A 14,913-nucleotide genomic window follows, 5' to 3' on the forward strand; every position below is an offset into this window, starting at 1 on the left:
GCGGACGCGATCGCGGTGTTCCTCGCCGTCCACCGTCGAGAAAACGCCCTACCGCCGGGGCGGGGGTCGGAGGACAGTGGGACCAGGTCTCGTCATTGCCCGGGCAGCGACGCCGACCAGGTCCCCGGCGGTTCAGCCCACGTGCCCCGGGGACCGCCTCCCCACAGCGGGCCGCCGTACCAGCGCCACCATCGCAGGGCTGAGCAGGCCCGCGACGGCGAACACCGCGAAGCCCGGCCCGGACAACTGGCTCGCCACGAGGATGCCACCCAGCCACGGCCCGAACACCGCGCCGAAGCGCCCAATGCCGGACACCCACCCCAGCGCGGTGGCCCGCACGCCGGCCGGGTAGTGGGCGCCGACGCTGGAGTAGATGAGCGTCCGTGAACAGCCAGCCGCCGATCAGGAACACCACGACGTAGGTCAGCGGCAGCGGCATGCGGATCGCCGGCAGCCCGACCCCGACCGCGGTGAGCGCGAACCACAGGATCGCCACCGGCCGCGCAGCGCCAGCCCAGCGACTCGACCACGGACATCGCCAGCGCACCGGCGATCGCGCCGCCGGCCTGGTGCGCGGTCATCACGATGGTCACGCTGAGGTTCTTGCGCCACGGCGGCGCGTACTCCGTCACCATCGCGATCGCCGACGGCAGCAGCCCGCCGAGGCCGAGGCCGGCCACGAACCGGGCGGCGCCGAACAGCTCGACCGACGGGCACTGGGCGCCGATCCTGGACACAAGATTGTTGACAATTTTGGCCGCAAAAAGCATCCTGACTGCAGCACGAGCCGAACCGAGGAGAAACCCATGCCAAACCCGGCGACAGGAAGCCTGCTGGTGGTCAGCGCGCACGCGGGCGACTTCGTGTGGCGGGCCGGTGGCGCGATCGCCCTGGCCGCAGAACGCGGCGAGCGGGCGACGGTCGTCTGCCTGAGCTTCGGCGAGCGCGGCGAGTCCGCCCGCGCCTGGCGCGAGGGCAAGAACCTGGACGAGATCAAGGCGATCCGCCGCGAGGAGGCCGAGAACGCGGCCGCGGCGCTGGGCGCGGAGGTGCGCTTCTTCGACGCCGGCGACTACCCGCTGCGGGAGTCGCCGGAGCTGGTCGACCGGCTGGTGCACGTCTACCGCGAGCTGGCCCCGACCGTGGTGCTCACGCACACCCTGTCCGACCCCTACAACGGCGACCACCCGGCGGCGGCGCGGATGGCGCTGCAGGCGCGAGTGCTGGCGCAGGCCATCGGCTACGACGCGCCCGGCGACCCGCTCGGCGCACCCCCGGTGTTCTTCTTCGAGCCGCACCAGCCCGAGCAGTGCGACTTCAAGCCGGACGTGCTGCTGGACATCACGCCGGTGTTCGACCGCAAGCGCAAGGCCATGGAGTGCCTGCCCGCACAGCAGCACATGTGGGACTACTACACCGATCTCGCCAAGCGGCGCGGCGTGCAGCTCAAGCGCAACGCCGGGCCGAACCTCGGCCTGCCGCACACCACCGTGGGCGAAGCCTACGTCCGGGTGTACCCGCAGGTCACGGGGGCGCTGGCATGACCGGGGTGATCGTCACCGATCCGCCGCGCGCCGACGCGGACGAGGTCGCCGCCCTGGCGGAGTTCGGCGTCGCGACCGTGCACGAGGCGCTGGGCCGCACCGGCCTGCTCGGCCCGGACCTGCGGCCGATCCAGGACGGCGCGCGCATCGGCGGCACCGCCGTGACCGCCCTGTGCTGGCCGGGCGACAACCTGATGATCCACGCCGCGGTCGAGCAGTGCGGCCCCGGCGACGTCCTGGTCGTCACCACCACCTCACCCTCGCGGGACGGCCTGTTCGGCGAGCTGTTCGCCACCGCGCTGCGGCACCGCGGAGTGCGTGGCCTGGTCATCGACACCGGCGTGCGGGACGTCGCGGACCTGCGTGCGATGGGGTTCCCGGTGTGGTCGGCCGCGGTGAGCGCGCAGGGCACCGTCAAGGCGACCGCGGGCTCGGTCAACGTGCCGATCGTGATCGGCGGGCAGGCCATCCGCCCCGGCGACGCGATCCTGGCCGACGACGACGGCGTGCTGTGCGTGCCCCGCGAACTGGTCGGCGAAGGGCTGCGCGCGGCGCGGGCCCGGGCGGACAAGGAAGAGGCCACGCGGCAGGCGTTCCGCGCCGGAGAGCTGGGCCTGGACCGCTACGGGTTGCGGGAGAAGCTCGCCGGCTTGGGCGTCCGGTACGTCACCGCCGAGGAGTACGCGAAACTGGAGCGCGGATGAGCGTGCGCTGCATGCTGATGCGCGGCGGCACGTCGAAGGGCGCCTACTTCCTCGCCTCCGACCTGCCCGCCGATCCCGCCGAGCGCGACGACCTGCTGTTGCGGATCATGGGCACGCCCGACCCGCGGCAGATCGACGGGCTCGGCGGCGCGCAGCCGGTGACCAGCAAGGTCGCGATCGTCTCCCCCGCCGACGGCGACCGGGACGTCGACTACCTGTTCCTGCAGATCGGGATCGAGGAGGCGACCGTCTCCGACCGGCAGACCTGCGGCAACCTGCTCGCCGGGGTGGGCCAGTTCGCCGTCGAGCGCGGGCTGGTGCCCGCCGGTGGCGAGCGCACCAGCGTGCGGGTGCGGATGGTCAACACGGATTCGATCGCGGTGTCCACGTTCGACACTCCCGGTGGGACGGTCGACTACCGCGGCACCACGGCGATCTCCGGCGTGCCCGGCACCGCCGCCCCGGTCGAGCTGGAGTTCACCGGGACCGAAGGGTCGGTGTGCGGCAGCCTGCTGCCCACCGGCAACGTCGTCGACGACATCGGCGGCATCTCGGTGACCTGTGTGGACAATGGGATGCCCGTCGTCGTGGCGCGCGCGGCCGACTTCGGCCTCACCGGATACGAACCGGTGGACGAACTGGCCGGGCTGGCCGAGGAAATCCAGGCGCTGCGCCTGGCGGCCGGGAAGCTGATGGGCCTCGGCGACGTCGGCGGCACGTCGGTGCCGAAGACGACGCTGGTGGCCGCGCCGCGCGACGGCGGCGCCATCTGCACGCGGACGTTCATCCCGCTGCGCCCGCACCCGTCGATCGGCGTGCTGGGCGCGGTGAGCGTGGTGACCGCGCTGATGCTCGACGGCGCGGCCGGGCACGAGCTGTTCACCGCGCCGCCGCCCGGTTCGCCGGTCGGCGTCGAGCACCCGAGCGGCACGCTGGACGTCGGCGTCGAACTGGCGCCCGGACCCCGCGTGCGCCGCTCGACCGTCATCCGCACAGCGCGGAAGTTGTTCGACGGCACCGTTTTTCCCCGTCACTGACTGATTTGGAAGGCATCGATGCCCCACCTGCAACCCTCGCCCCGTCACGAGATCGCCCACCTCGGCCACGTCGAGCTGCTCACGCCGGAACCGGAGAAGAGCCTGGACTTCTTCGTCGATGTGCTGGGCCTGACCGAGAACGGCTCGCAGGGCGACTCGGTCTACCTGCGCACGTGGGACGACTACGAGCACCACAGCGTCAAGCTCACCGCCGCCAAGACCTCCGGGGTGGGGCGGACCGCGATGCGCGCGTCCAGCGAGGCGGCCCTCAAGCGGCGGGTGGCTGCGATCGAGGAACGCGGCCTGGGCATCGGCTGGGTGGACGGCGACCCCGGGATCGGGCCCGCGTACGCCTTCCGCGATCCGGACGGGCACGAGATGGAGATCTACTGGGAGACCGAGAAGTACGACCCGCCCGAGCACCTGCGGCCGTCGCTGAAGAACCAGGCCCAGGCCTACCCGGCGCGCGGGGTGTGCGTGCGGCGGCTGGACCACGTCAACTACCTGGCCCAGGACGCCGCGGCGAACGGCGGTTTCGTCTGCGACGCGCTGGGCGGGCGGGTGACGGAGCAGATCCGGCTCGACAGCGGGGTCATTTCCGGGCAGTGGACGCACTTCGCGCAGAAGTCCTACGACTTGGTCTACACCAATGACTGGACGCGCTCGTCCGGGCGGCTGCACCACATCGCGTTCGCGACGGACACGCGGGAGGACATCCTGCGGGCCGCGGACATCGCGCTGGACAAGGGCGTGTTCATCGAGACCGGGCCGCACAAGCACGCGATCCAGCAGACGTTCTTCCTGTACGTCTACGAGCCCGGCGGCAACCGGATCGAGCTGTGCAACCCGACCGCGCGGCTGATCTTCGCGCCCGACTGGGAACCGGTCACCTGGACCGAGGCCGAGCGGGCGAAGGGCCAGGCGTGGGGCCTGAAGACGATCGAGTCGTTCCACACGCACGGGACGCCGCCCGTGCCGGCCTGACCGCCACACGGGTGACGGGGGGCCGGATCTCCTTGGCGGGCAAGCGATCCTGTGGCACGCTCGAGGTGTGCGGCAGGTCTGCCGCCAGGGGGATTCTGGGGAGGAAACATGAAACGCACCGCGTCCTTGGCCGTGGGAGCGGCTGTCGCGGTCATGGTGGCGGCGGCCCCGGCCGCGAGCGCCGCCGCTCCGGTGACGGTCCAGCAGCCGTGCGGGAAGTACGCGACCAACGGGTACGCGCACTGGATGAACTGCTCGTCGAACTGGATCCTGGTCACCGGGTGGGACAACCTGTGGGACCTGTGGCACTGCTGGGGAATCCCGCCGTCGCGGGACCAGGAACTCGGCTTGATCGACTACCAGTACGGTCTCGACTACCCCAGCATCCGGCAGGTCTCCGACTGCTGAGGTGAGGTGGTGCTGGGGTTCTCCGCCTGTCGGGGCACGACGTGGTGCCCGCACAGGTGGACGCCCCATGCACGACAGGCGCAGCCCGCCGGTGAGGAGCTGGTTCCGAACGACCGGTCAAGGAGCCGCCACCCGCGGCGGCTCCGCAGGGGCGCGCCACCCGCGACGGCTCCGCAGGGGCGCGCCGACCGCCGCACCGCAGGGCGGGACGCCAACCGCAGCACCGCAGGGCGGGCGGCAACCGCCGCACTGCAGGGGCGGGGCGCCGGTGCCTCCCGCGGCTCCGGGTGCCGGTTCCACCACACCTACGGACCCACCACCCGCGGCTTGCCACCGTCCCGCAAGCCCCGCGACCGCCGCGGCTCCCGCCGCCGGTGCCATCACGCCTGCACACCCACCACTCACAGCACTCGCCGCCACTCCCACAAACCCCACGACCGCCGCCGCTCCCGCCGCCGGTACCACCACGCCTGCGCACGCACCACCCGCAGCACCCGCCGATTCCGCAACCCCCCGCCACTTCCACCGCCGGTGCCATCACACCCACCGGCTCCCTCGCTACCGCCCATCCCCCAAACCCCGGCGGCGCCTCGCCATCGGGGCTGTGGCTGCAATCGCCGTTGGCGTGCTGATCCTCGACGGACCGCCGCCGACTGACCGGCCCGACTACGGGGAGTTCGACCGGCTGCCACGCGAATACGGTCAGCCTCCCGGGTCCGGGGAGCGTGGTGCAAGAGCCGACGCTGGGGTGATGGTTAGGTGTGCGCTCCGCCGTGGGTCTGACCCCGGGCGGTCAGCGCGCCCCGCTCACCGGTGCCATCCACAACCCCATCACGGCGTCGATCAAGCCGGTCGCCGCGTCGTGCCAGTTCTTCCGTGGCGTCGGGGTTCCGTCGGCCAGGGCGCGTTCCCGTTCGGCGTTCATGTGCACCATCAGCTGGCGCATCATGGCGCTCCGCTCGGCGCGCACCTCCGCCGGCAGCTCCGGCAGGCAGCGCTTCAGCCCTTCGAGCGTCTTCACCATCGACGGCGACGACAACGCGTCCTCGGCGAAGATGTCCCGCAGCGCGGGGTCCGTGGTGACCTGCGCGCTGAACCGCGCGAACCACGTCGGATTTCCCAGCGCCGCCAGGTGTTCCGTGGCCGGCCGCACGATGCACGCGATCCAGTCGCGCGGGTCGTCCGAATCCCCGGTCTCGGCCACCATCCGGTCGCGGATCCGCTCCATCTCCGCCGTGTGCTTGCGCACGATCGCCCGCACGAGATCGGCCTTCGTGCCGAAGTGGTAGCCCACGGCGGCCGTGTTGCCCTGCCCTGCCGCCTCGCTGATCTGCCGGTTGGACACCGCGTAGACGCCGTGCTCGGCGAAGAGCCGTTCGGCCGTCGTGAGGATCGCCTCGCGCGTGGCGGTGACGCGATCGGCCCGTGCCGTCCTCGTCGTCATCGTCACCACCGCGGGGAATCAGGGCAGGCCAGGCGGCCCGCGTCCGGGCATTTTACCGATCACCCGAATGCACCCTAACCCGGTCTGCTACGCTAAGTCAATCGATTGATTTAATTCTCCCGGAGGCTTCTGCCATGTCCTCTGCCCGCACCGGCCGCGTGGTGCCGGTCCTGGCGTTCACCGGCATCGTGGTCTCGCTGATGCAGACCCTGATCATCCCGCTGGTCCCCGAGCTGCCCGGCCTGCTCGGCGCCTCGTCGGCGGACACCGCGTGGGCCATCACCGCCACGCTGCTGGCCGCCGCGGTCGCGACGCCGACCGTCGGCCGCCTCGGCGACATGTACGGCAAGCGGCGGATGCTGCTGGTCAGCGTCGTCCTGCTGGTGGCGGGGTCGGTGACGTGCGGCCTGTCGAGCAGCCTGGTGCCGATGATCGCCGGCCGCGCGCTGCAGGGCCTGGCCTCGGGCGTGATCCCGCTGGGCATCAGCATCATGCGCGACGAGCTGCCCGCCGAACGACTCGGCTCGGCGACCGCGATGATGAGCGCCTCCCTCGGCGTCGGCGGCGCGCTCGGCCTGCCCGCCGCGGCGCTGATCGCCGAGAACGCCGACTGGCACGTGCTGTTCTGGACCGCCGCCGGCCTCGGGGTGGTCGCGTTCCTGCTGGTCGTGTCGCTGGTGCCGGAGTCGGCGGTGCGCACCGGCGGGCGGTTCGACCTGCCCGGCGCGCTCGGCCTGTCGGTCGCGTTGCTGTGCCTGCTGCTGGCGATCTCCAAGGGCGCCGACTGGGGCTGGGGCGACGGGCTGACCCTCGGGCTGTTCGTCGCCGCCGTCGTGGTGCTGATGGTGTGGGGCTGGTGGGAGCTGCGCGCGAAGGAACCGCTGGTGGACCTGCGCACCACGGCGCGGCGGCAGGTGCTGCTGACCAACATCGCGTCGGTCGTGTTCGGGTTCGCCATGTTCGCGATGTCGCTGGTGCTGCCGCAGTTGCTGCAGCTGCCCACGGCGACCGGGTTCGGGCTCGGCCAGACGATGCTGGTGGCCGGGCTGGTGATGGCGCCGTCCGGCCTGGTCATGATGGCCACTGCCCCGGTGTCGGCGCGGATCTCCCGCACCAGGGGCCCGAGGGTGACGCTGATGCTCGGCGCGCTCGTGGTCGCCGCCGGGTACGGGCTCACCATCGTGCTGATGGGCGAGGTGTGGCAGCTGCTGATCGCCTCGTGCGTCATCGGCGCCGGGATCGGCCTGTCCTACGGCGCGATGCCCGCGCTGATCATGTCCGCGGTGCCGGTGTCGGAGACCGCGTCGGCCAACAGCCTGAACACGCTGATGCGCTCGATCGGCACCTCGACCTCCAGCGCGGTCGCGGGGGTGGTGCTGGCGCAGATGACCGTCTCGCTGGGACCGGTGACCGTGCCGTCGCAGAACGGGTTCCGGGTGGTGCTGGCGATCGGCGCGGGCGCGGCGCTCGTGGCGCTGTTCGTCGCCGCCTTCTTGCCCGCGCGGCGCGTCGCTCGCGCGGCCGGGCGCCGGCTTTCGGGCACGGTTCGTGGCGGCGCGGCGCTGGTCACGGTCACCGCACACCGGGCCGACGGGAGCGTCGCGGCGAGCGCGGTGGCCGGTTCGGACGGCGGGTACGCGCTGTCGGCACTGCCCGCGGAGCCGCTGACCCTGGTGGCGGTCGAGCACCCGGTGGTGCACGAGACGGTGCCGGTGGGCGCCGGACTCACCCAGCGGCACGACATCGACCTCGTTCGGAAGGAGCGGCCATGACCACGACGGCGGAGGTGACGCTCACCGGCCGGGTGAGCAGCGGGCGGCGGGCGCTGGCGGACGTGACGCTGACGCTGACCGACCGGGTCGGCGCGCAGGTGGCGCGGGCCCGCACCGGCGCGGACGGCACGTTCCGGCTGGGGAGTCTCGCGCCGGGCAACTACGTGCTGATCGTCTCGCGCGCCGGGTTCCAGCCGCACGCGACGGTCGTCGCGCTCGAGGCGGAGCCCGTGGCGCCGCTGGACGTCACCCTCGAACCGGCGACGAGCGTGCGGGGCGTGGTGCGGGACCGGCACAGCGGGCAGCCGGTCGCGACGGCGGCGGTGACCGCGGTCGGGCCGGGCGGGGACGTCATCGCCAGCACGGTGTCCGATCCGGACGGTGGCTACCGGATCACCGGCATCGACGCCGGCGAGATCACGCTGGTGGCGGCCACACCGGGGGCCGACCCCGCGGCCGCGGTGGTGCCGCTGGGCAGTGGGCGGGAGCACGAGGTCGACCTGGTGCTGGACACGCACAGCACCCTGACCGGAACGGTGACCGCGGACGGCCGCCCGGTGGCCGGGCTGGCGCTGGAACTGCGGGACCTGTCGGGCCGGCGGGTGGCCGGGACGGTCACCGGGGCGGACGGAACATACCGCTTCGACCGGCTGACGGCGGGCCAGTACACGCTGACGAACGCCACCGCGCGCCCGGCGGTGGCCCCGATCGCGGCGGGGGTGGACAGCGCGGACCTGGTGCTGGAACGTCCTTAGTGGAGCCGCCTCGTAACGCAACGATGTCCGCGCCACCCACCGGCGAAACAGTGGGCAGCGCGGCTCCTCGGCCACCGGCGCCAGCGCCCCGGTGGCCGAGGGGGCGGTCACCGGAGCGACCGCCCCTCCGATCAGTGGCCCGCGACGCCGCTCAGCTCGTTCGGCTCGTGGGCTAGCGTCACGCTCGTCCGCTTCTGCCCCGTTCCCAGGTCGACCAGGTGCACCTGCCGCGTCGCCGGGTCGGTCACGTACACGTCGGCTCCCCGGACGAAGATCGCCGGGCGGGGTTGCTGCCACTCCAGCGGCTCCTCCCACGCCGCGGTCACCGGGATCGTCCGCGTGACCTGCGCGGTGGCCGGGTCGATCACCCGGATCCCGCCGTCCGTGCCCAGCACCAGCGCCTCACCCCGCGGCCCGCGCGCCAGCGAGCGGAACGTGTAGCTCGTGCCGATGTCGACCAGCCGCAGCGTGCCGGTCGCGGTGTCGATCAGCGAGACCTGCCGCGGGCGTTCCAGTTCGGCGTCCTCGTCCTGCTTGTAGTCCCCCAGCACGACCGGCGACGCGTCGGAACCGGCCTGGTTTCCGATACGACCGTATTCCGTCGGGCTCGCCACCTTCGTGATCACCCCGTCGCGGTACACCAGTACGCCGTTCTCGCACCCGATCACCACCGCCTCGCCGGCCGCGGTCGCCTCGCCGTGCACGCCCGGGCACTCCTCGCTGCGCGCGATCTCCTTGCGCGCGTCGTCGAGGACGACGATCCCGCGCCGCTCCTCCTCGTTGCCCAGCGTCACCACGAGCCGCCCGTCGGACAGTTCGATGGCGACCCCGTGGTGCGGCTCGGCCGCCCGGTACACCTCGGTCGCCGGCTGCCCACTCGACAACGCGGCCGGGTCGAACGCGGTGACCTCCCCGGTGCCGTCGGAGAACAACACGGTCCGCCCGGCGTGCCGGACGACGTGACCGGGCTTCGCGCCGGGGAACTTCACCTCGGTCAGCTCCGCCGACACCGCGTCCAGCGCCTGGAAACCCTCCGTGGTGGAGACCATCACGTGCCGGTCGTCGCCGGCTGGGTTGATCCGGTTGAACCCGGCGAGCGGCAGGTCCGCCTTCTGCTCGAGCGTGGCGCCGTCGAGCACCAGGAGCCCGCCGTCGTAGGTGACCACAACCGGGTTGGCGATCTCCGGCGCGGCGGACGGGCTGGTGCCGCACGCGGCCAGCACGGAACAAGCCACAATGGACAGCGCCACGGGCGCTTTTCTCATGGGGACAACCTTTCTCATCGGTTCTCGGCAAGTGCGGTGACGATCGCGTCCGTGTTGGACCGCATCATCTCGAGGTAGCTCGCCGCTCCCCCGCCCGGCGCGGTCAGCGATTCGGAGTGCAGCGGAACGACCCGCACGTGCACCCCGGCCTGGTCGGCCAGCACTCGCGCGAGGCGGTCCGGCTGCGAGGAGTCGGCGAAGATCGCCGGCACCCCGGCGGCGCGGATCGCGCCGGCCAGCCCGGCGAGGTCGGACGGGCTCGGCGACGCGAGGGTGGTGCCGCTGGGCACCACGGCGCCGACCACCTCGAATCCGTAGCGCTGCGCCAGGTATCCGAACACGTGGTGGTTGGTGACCAGCTTGCGGCGATCGGCGGGGATCGCGGCGAAACGCTCGGTCATCCAGGCGTCGAGCGCGTCCAGTTCACGCAGGTACGCCTCGGCATTGGCCCGCACGACCGCCGCGTCGGCCCCGGGCACCTGGGCGACCTGGTCCGCGATCGCCCGCACCGCCAGGCGCATCCGGCGCGGGTCGGTCCAGAAGTGCGGGTCGGGCTCGCCCTCGGCGTACGGGATCGGGTCGGCGGCCTCGCCCGCGGCGAGCGTGGGCACGCCCGCCTGGGCGGCCGCCGCCACATTGCGGGCCACGCCCTCTTCCAGACCGAGTCCGTTGTGGACGACCAGTCCGGCGCCGGCCAGCAGCGCGGCCTCCTGCGCGGAGAGCGCGAACGAGTGCGGGTCGGCGCCGGGCCGCATCAGCACGGTGACCTCCGCCTGGTCGCCGGCGATCGCGCGGGTGACGTCGCCCAGGATGTTCGTCGTGACGACCACCCCGGCGCGGTCGCCGCCGCCGGCGCAGCCCGTGAGCACCAGCACCGCCGCCACGACCGCGGCCACGAGGCGGTTCATCGCCCGGTCTCCACGAGCAGCGCCGGCGCGATGCCGACGGGCAGGGTGCGCGCGATCCGGAGGTTGTCGGCGTAGTCGATTTCGTGCACCACCCGGGCGGCGACGTCATTGATGTAGGCGCGGTTGGTGTCCACTTGGATCGTCGCGCCTGGATCGACCGGCCCGCTGATCAACGGGCGTCGCGCGGTTTCCGCGCCGGTTTCCGGGTTCAGCGCGTGCAGCACGCCGTCGGCTGTCAGGGTGAGCAGGGCTCCGCCGGAGCCGACCGCGTTGACGGCCACCACCGGACCGGTGTCGAACGGGCGCCAGGTCTTCGCGGTCGCGTCGAGCACCCACACGCCCGCATCGCCCGCGCGAGCGGTGAGGGTGGTGCTGCCGGGCCGGTGACTGAACTCCACCGGGCGTTCGCCGGGCGGAACCGCGGACGGAAAAGGGATCCGCACCGCCGCGAAGTCCTTTTCGGACACCAGAACGGCTCCGTCGGCGCACCCGAACACCGCTCCCCGCCGGGTCAGCGCGGTGCCGCGCGGATCGGTACACGCAGGTTCGAGCACCGATTCGGTGGCGCCATCGCGACCACGGACCTCGAGGGTACCGTCGGCGACCACGAGCCGCTCCCCCAGCGGGATCGCGGCGCCCGCGGTTTCCCCGGCGTCCTTCAGCGTGGTGCGGCCTTCGGAAACCAGGGTGGTGATCGCACTGTCGGCGTGGGCTGCGACGACAGGGCCACCGGGACGCGTTCCCGCGGCCGTCGGCGCGGTGCGGTAGTAGTGCACGTGGTCGCCGTGGTCGACCATCCACGAACCACTGTCCACAAGGTACACGGTGCGGCCGGCGGACAGGTAGGCGAAGCGGCCGTCGGTGGCGATGCGATCGGCGCCGGGCGCCGGGGCCAGCTCGGTCGTCTGCCCGGTGATCAGGTCCAGGACGCGGACCTCGCCGGTCCGGTCGGCGATGACCAGTCGCGGTTGCGCCTCGGCGGTCTCCTCGGCGCCTTCGATGTAGCCATGTGGCGGCTCGACGGGTACCGGCTCAGCGGCGCACGCCGCGAGCGGGAGGGCGGCGAGCAGGGTCAGCGTCGTGCGGGGCACGCGGTCACGCAGCCGCGCGGCCAGGGCCGACAGCCCGAACAGGGCGACGGCCACCGCGGCGATAGTCGCACCGGCGGCGGTCCCCCAGTGCCAGGAGATCAGCAGGCCGGCCGTCGTCGCGACGGCGCCCAGCAGCGCGGCGATCAGCATCACGACCGGCACGCGCCGCGCCCAGTACAGCGCGGCCGCCGGCGGGGCGACCAGCAGGCCGAACACCAGCAGCGTGCCGACGACGTGGAAGGACGCCACGATCGCGAGCGTGACCAGGCCGAGCAGCGCCGCGTGCGCCCGTCGCGGGTGGAGACCGAGGGTGTGCGCGGTGCGCTCGTCGAAGGTCAGCGCGACGAACGAGCGGTGGCCGAGCAGCGCCACGACGGCGGCGACGGCCAGCGCGGCGGACAGGAACAGCAGGTCGCGGCCGCCGACGGCGAGGACGTCGCCGAACAGGAAGCCGGTGAGGTCCACCGCGAACGACTGCGAGCGGGAGACGATGATCACGCCGAGGGCGAGCATGCCCACGAACAGCAACCCGATGCTCGTGTCCTGGGAAATCCGGCGCGACCGGCCCAGCGCGGTGACCCCCGCGGCGATCGCGCCGGCGCTGCAGGCCGCGCCGAGCAGCGGACTGCCACCGAGCAACGCCGCGATCGCGACGCCGGGCAGCATGCCGTGCGACATCGCGTCGCCGAGGAACGCCAGTCCCCGCAGCACCATCCACGTCCCGGCGAGCGCGCACACGCCCGACACCAGGACCCCTCCCCACCAAGCCCGCTGGACGAAGGACACCTCGAACGGGGCGATCAACCACTCCACGGTGGGTCACCCTATAGTGAAAACGATAATCATTACAAAGTGAGGTGACATGACGCGGAGCACAATCCGGACGGCGGGCGGCCGTGAGCGGGGGTTTCCCGGCTTCCCGGGCGGCGGGGACGGCCCTGGGAGGGGTAAGGCGCACGAACCCGAGCAGAACCCGGACCGGCACAGGGGTGGGCGGGGCTTCCCGCCCGGCGCGAGCGGATCCGAGAGCGGTGAGGGGCTTGCCCCAGAGCGGAACCGGCCCCGCCTGGCCGGGACGGGCTCTCCGTCCGCTTCCCGCCCGGCGCGGCCGGCTCACGGACCAGTGAGGGGCCATGCCCCAGAGCAAAACCAGCCCGCCTGGCCGGGGCGAGCTCTCCGTCCGCTTCCCCGCCCGGCGCGGCCGGCTCACGGACCAGTGAGAGGCCATGACCCCGGACCCGAACGGGCCGGGCCAAGCGGGTGGCCCCAGCCACCGCCATCCCGCTCCGGGGAAGGTGAACTGCCATGACACCGCGCACACGTCGCGCCCGGACGGTCACCCGCCGGCGCGAACGGCTCCGGGAAAGGTGAGCTGCGATGACCCGAACGACAACCCCCACGGGCGCGGCCCTGACCGGGATCTCCGCCGGGTACGCCCGGCAGATCGTCCTGCGTGAGGTTTCCGCCGGTTTTCCGGCGGGCGCCGTCACCGCGCTGGTCGGCGCCAACGGCTCGGGCAAGTCGACCGCGCTCGGGGTGCTCGCCGGGATCGTCCGGCCCGTCGCGGGGGTGGTCGAGCGGCCCGCGGGGCGTCCGGCTCTCGTGGTGCAGCACGACGCCGTCCCGCCGCTGCTGCCGATCACCGTCCGCGACACGGTCCGGATGGGCCGCTGGGCCGGCCGGCCGTGGCGGCGGTTGTCACGTCAGGACCGGGCCGTCGTCGACCGGTGCCTGGCGCGGCTCGGCGTGGACTCGCTCGCCGGGCGGCGGTTGTCCGCGCTCTCCGGCGGCCAGCGGCAGCGCGTGCTGGTCGCACAGGCCCTCGCGCAGGAAACCGGGCTCCTCCTGCTCGACGAACCCACCGCGGCGCTGGACGTGCCCGCGCGGCAGGCGATCTCCGGCACGCTCCGCGAGGTCGCCGACAGCGGGGTGACCGTCATCCACGCGACCCACGACCTCGCCGAGGCGCGCAGCGCCGACCACTGCGTGTTGCTGCACCGCGGCCGCGTTCTCGGGGAAGGACCGCCGGAGGACACCCTGACCGACGAGGCGCTGCGAGCCGCGTGGGGGTGAGAACGGGCGTGCCTGCAGTACCGTGGAACTCCGAGCCCGCCACCAACCGAGTCCACAATGGAGTGCCGATGAATCCGGAAGCCGTCGCCGGTGTGTTCACCGCCGCCCGGTCGGAGTTCGCCGCCTGGTCGGCTCGCCTGTGGCGGCCGCTCGGCGAGATCCTCACCGCCGTGGCGCGGCCACAGCCCGGCGACCGTGTGCTCGACGCCTGCTGCGGCGCCGGCGCCTCCGCCATTCCGGCCGCCCTCGCGGTGGGGTCGGAGGGCTCGGTCGACGCCGTCGACATCGCCGAGGGCCTGCTCGACGAGGGCCGCCGGGAAGCGGCCGCCCTCGGCCTGCGCTCGCTGCGCTTCACGGCCGCCGACGTCCTCGCCTGGCCCCACGACGGTTACGACGTCGTGCAGAGCTCGTTCGGCGTGTTCTTCTTCCCCGACATGGACGCCGGCGCCCGCCACCTCGCCGGGCTGCTCCGCCCGGGCGGCCGGTTCGCGGTGAGCACGTGGCGCGCCGACGGCATGGGCCGCATCGTCCCGATCGGACGCGCCGCCGCGCTGCCGGACAACCCCGCCCTCGCGGACGCGCCGGAACGCCCCAACCAGAGCGCGCGCGTCGACACGGCGGACAAGCTCGGCGACTGGCTCTCGTCGATCGGGCTGCGGGACGCCGAGGTGCGGGAGGTCCGCTACGTGCAGCCGCTGCACCCGGACGACGCCTGGACGTTCTACCTCGGCTCCGCGATGCGGGGTTTCGTCACCGGCCTGTCCCCCGACGCACTCGGCCGGGTCCGTGCCCGCTTCACCGAGGGCCTGCGCGACGCCGGGTTGGACACCCTCGACGCGAGCGCGCTGATCGGCGTCGGCCGGCGGGACTAGGCCGGAAACCCGGACCTATGGATTCCGTATGGTCGCGCCCACCGTCACCGATATCC

The 14,913-nt window shown here is 73.1% G+C and carries 13 protein-coding genes and 2 pseudogenes; 9 read left to right on the plus strand and 6 right to left on the minus strand.

The genetic code is table 11. From position 1 onward, the window contains the following. Positions 1-132 precede the first annotated feature (132 nt). A complete protein-coding gene (locus IE290_RS37810) occupies positions 133-315 on the minus strand; it encodes a hypothetical protein (RefSeq protein WP_229874419.1) in 183 nt (60 codons plus the stop codon). 245 nt (positions 316-560) lie between these two features. After that, a pseudogene (locus IE290_RS38530) lies at positions 561-770 on the minus strand (MFS transporter); the annotation flags it as partial. Positions 771-806: 36 nt separating this feature from the next. Between IE290_RS38530 and IE290_RS11765 the strand changes: the two are divergent. The 5 genes from IE290_RS11765 to IE290_RS11785 all read left to right on the plus strand — a co-directional run bounded on the left by IE290_RS11765 (position 807) and on the right by IE290_RS11785 (position 4,677). Further along, positions 807-1,544, plus strand: coding sequence for a PIG-L deacetylase family protein (locus IE290_RS11765; RefSeq protein WP_191244574.1), 738 nt, complete (start codon positions 807-809; stop codon positions 1,542-1,544). Further along, entirely contained in the window at positions 1,541-2,248 is a 708-nt protein-coding gene (locus IE290_RS11770) for a 4-carboxy-4-hydroxy-2-oxoadipate aldolase/oxaloacetate decarboxylase (protein WP_191244575.1), read from the plus strand. The genes IE290_RS11765 and IE290_RS11770 overlap by 4 nt, the downstream gene beginning before the upstream one ends. Then, complete coding sequence (locus tag IE290_RS11775; protein WP_191244576.1) at positions 2,245-3,285, plus strand: 4-oxalomesaconate tautomerase; 1,041 nt, start codon at positions 2,245-2,247, stop codon at positions 3,283-3,285. The genes IE290_RS11770 and IE290_RS11775 overlap by 4 nt, the downstream gene beginning before the upstream one ends. An 18-nt stretch (positions 3,286-3,303) precedes the next feature. Next, positions 3,304-4,269 carry a catechol 2,3-dioxygenase gene (locus IE290_RS11780; protein WP_191244577.1) on the plus strand — a complete coding sequence of 322 codons (966 nt, stop codon included), beginning with the start codon at positions 3,304-3,306 and terminating at the stop codon, positions 4,267-4,269. 108 nt (positions 4,270-4,377) lie between these two features. Next, positions 4,378-4,677 (plus strand): hypothetical protein, encoded by a 300-nt coding sequence (locus tag IE290_RS11785; protein ID WP_191244578.1) that lies wholly within the window; start codon positions 4,378-4,380, stop codon positions 4,675-4,677. A 793-nt stretch (positions 4,678-5,470) separates the two neighbouring features. Here IE290_RS11785 and IE290_RS11790 read toward each other — a convergent pair. Then, positions 5,471-6,121, minus strand: coding sequence for a TetR/AcrR family transcriptional regulator (locus IE290_RS11790; RefSeq protein ID WP_191244579.1), 651 nt, complete (start codon positions 6,119-6,121; stop codon positions 5,471-5,473). Positions 6,122-6,255: 134 nt separating this feature from the next. Between IE290_RS11790 and IE290_RS11795 the strand changes: the two genes are divergently transcribed. Continuing rightward, on the plus strand, positions 6,256-7,893 hold the full coding sequence (locus IE290_RS11795) for an MFS transporter (RefSeq protein ID WP_191244580.1): 1,638 nt from the start codon (positions 6,256-6,258) through the stop codon (positions 7,891-7,893). Beyond that, on the plus strand, positions 7,890-8,648 hold the full coding sequence (locus IE290_RS11800) for an MSCRAMM family protein (RefSeq protein ID WP_191244581.1): 759 nt from the start codon (positions 7,890-7,892) through the stop codon (positions 8,646-8,648). The genes IE290_RS11795 and IE290_RS11800 overlap by 4 nt, the downstream gene beginning before the upstream one ends. Positions 8,649-8,779: 131 nt before the next feature. On the opposite strand, the gene aztD is transcribed toward IE290_RS11800, so the two are convergent. The 3 genes and pseudogenes from aztD to aztB all read right to left on the minus strand — a co-directional run. Next, entirely contained in the window at positions 8,780-9,913 is a 1,134-nt protein-coding gene (gene aztD / locus IE290_RS11805) for a zinc metallochaperone AztD (RefSeq protein ID WP_229874420.1), read from the minus strand. A gap of 14 nt (positions 9,914-9,927) precedes the next feature. After that, positions 9,928-10,821 (minus strand): zinc ABC transporter substrate-binding protein AztC, encoded by an 894-nt coding sequence (gene aztC, locus IE290_RS11810; protein WP_191244583.1) that lies wholly within the window; start codon positions 10,819-10,821, stop codon positions 9,928-9,930. A 1,088-nt stretch (positions 10,822-11,909) separates the two neighbouring features. Next, positions 11,910-12,725 (minus strand): annotated as a pseudogene (gene aztB, locus IE290_RS37815) (zinc ABC transporter permease AztB); the annotation flags it as partial. Positions 12,726-13,289: 564 nt separating this feature from the next. Here aztB and aztA point away from each other — a divergent pair. Continuing rightward, on the plus strand, positions 13,290-13,985 hold the full coding sequence (aztA, locus tag IE290_RS11820; protein ID WP_191244585.1) for a zinc ABC transporter ATP-binding protein AztA: 696 nt from the start codon (positions 13,290-13,292) through the stop codon (positions 13,983-13,985). A gap of 68 nt (positions 13,986-14,053) precedes the next feature. Continuing rightward, complete coding sequence (locus IE290_RS11825) at positions 14,054-14,857, plus strand: class I SAM-dependent methyltransferase (protein ID WP_191244586.1); 804 nt, start codon at positions 14,054-14,056, stop codon at positions 14,855-14,857. Positions 14,858-14,913 lie beyond the last annotated feature (56 nt).

This window comes from Amycolatopsis deserti, from assembly GCF_014653945.1.
In the GTDB taxonomy this organism is placed as follows: domain Bacteria; phylum Actinomycetota; class Actinomycetes; order Mycobacteriales; family Pseudonocardiaceae; genus Amycolatopsis_E; species Amycolatopsis_E deserti.

What these genes read in the sequence shown, in the direction of transcription:
- IE290_RS11785 (WP_191244578.1), top strand. Translation starts at nt 4,378, where the DNA reads ATGAAACGCACCGCGTCCTTGGCCGTGGGAGCGGCTGTCGCGGTCATG.
- aztA (WP_191244585.1), top strand. Translation starts at nt 13,290, where the DNA reads ATGACCCGAACGACAACCCCCACGGGCGCGGCCCTGACCGGGATCTCC.
- IE290_RS11765 (WP_191244574.1), top strand. Translation starts at nt 807, where the DNA reads ATGCCAAACCCGGCGACAGGAAGCCTGCTGGTGGTCAGCGCGCACGCG.
- IE290_RS11780 (WP_191244577.1), top strand. Translation starts at nt 3,304, where the DNA reads ATGCCCCACCTGCAACCCTCGCCCCGTCACGAGATCGCCCACCTCGGC.
- IE290_RS11790 (WP_191244579.1), bottom strand. Translation starts at nt 6,121, where the DNA reads ATGACGACGAGGACGGCACGGGCCGATCGCGTCACCGCCACGCGCGAG.
- IE290_RS11825 (WP_191244586.1), top strand. Translation starts at nt 14,054, where the DNA reads ATGAATCCGGAAGCCGTCGCCGGTGTGTTCACCGCCGCCCGGTCGGAG.
- IE290_RS11800 (WP_191244581.1), top strand. Translation starts at nt 7,890, where the DNA reads ATGACCACGACGGCGGAGGTGACGCTCACCGGCCGGGTGAGCAGCGGG.
- IE290_RS11795 (WP_191244580.1), top strand. Translation starts at nt 6,256, where the DNA reads ATGTCCTCTGCCCGCACCGGCCGCGTGGTGCCGGTCCTGGCGTTCACC.
- aztC (WP_191244583.1), bottom strand. Translation starts at nt 10,821, where the DNA reads ATGAACCGCCTCGTGGCCGCGGTCGTGGCGGCGGTGCTGGTGCTCACG.
- IE290_RS11775 (WP_191244576.1), top strand. Translation starts at nt 2,245, where the DNA reads ATGAGCGTGCGCTGCATGCTGATGCGCGGCGGCACGTCGAAGGGCGCC.
- aztD (WP_229874420.1), bottom strand. Translation starts at nt 9,913, where the DNA reads ATGAGAAAAGCGCCCGTGGCGCTGTCCATTGTGGCTTGTTCCGTGCTG.
- IE290_RS11770 (WP_191244575.1), top strand. Translation starts at nt 1,541, where the DNA reads ATGACCGGGGTGATCGTCACCGATCCGCCGCGCGCCGACGCGGACGAG.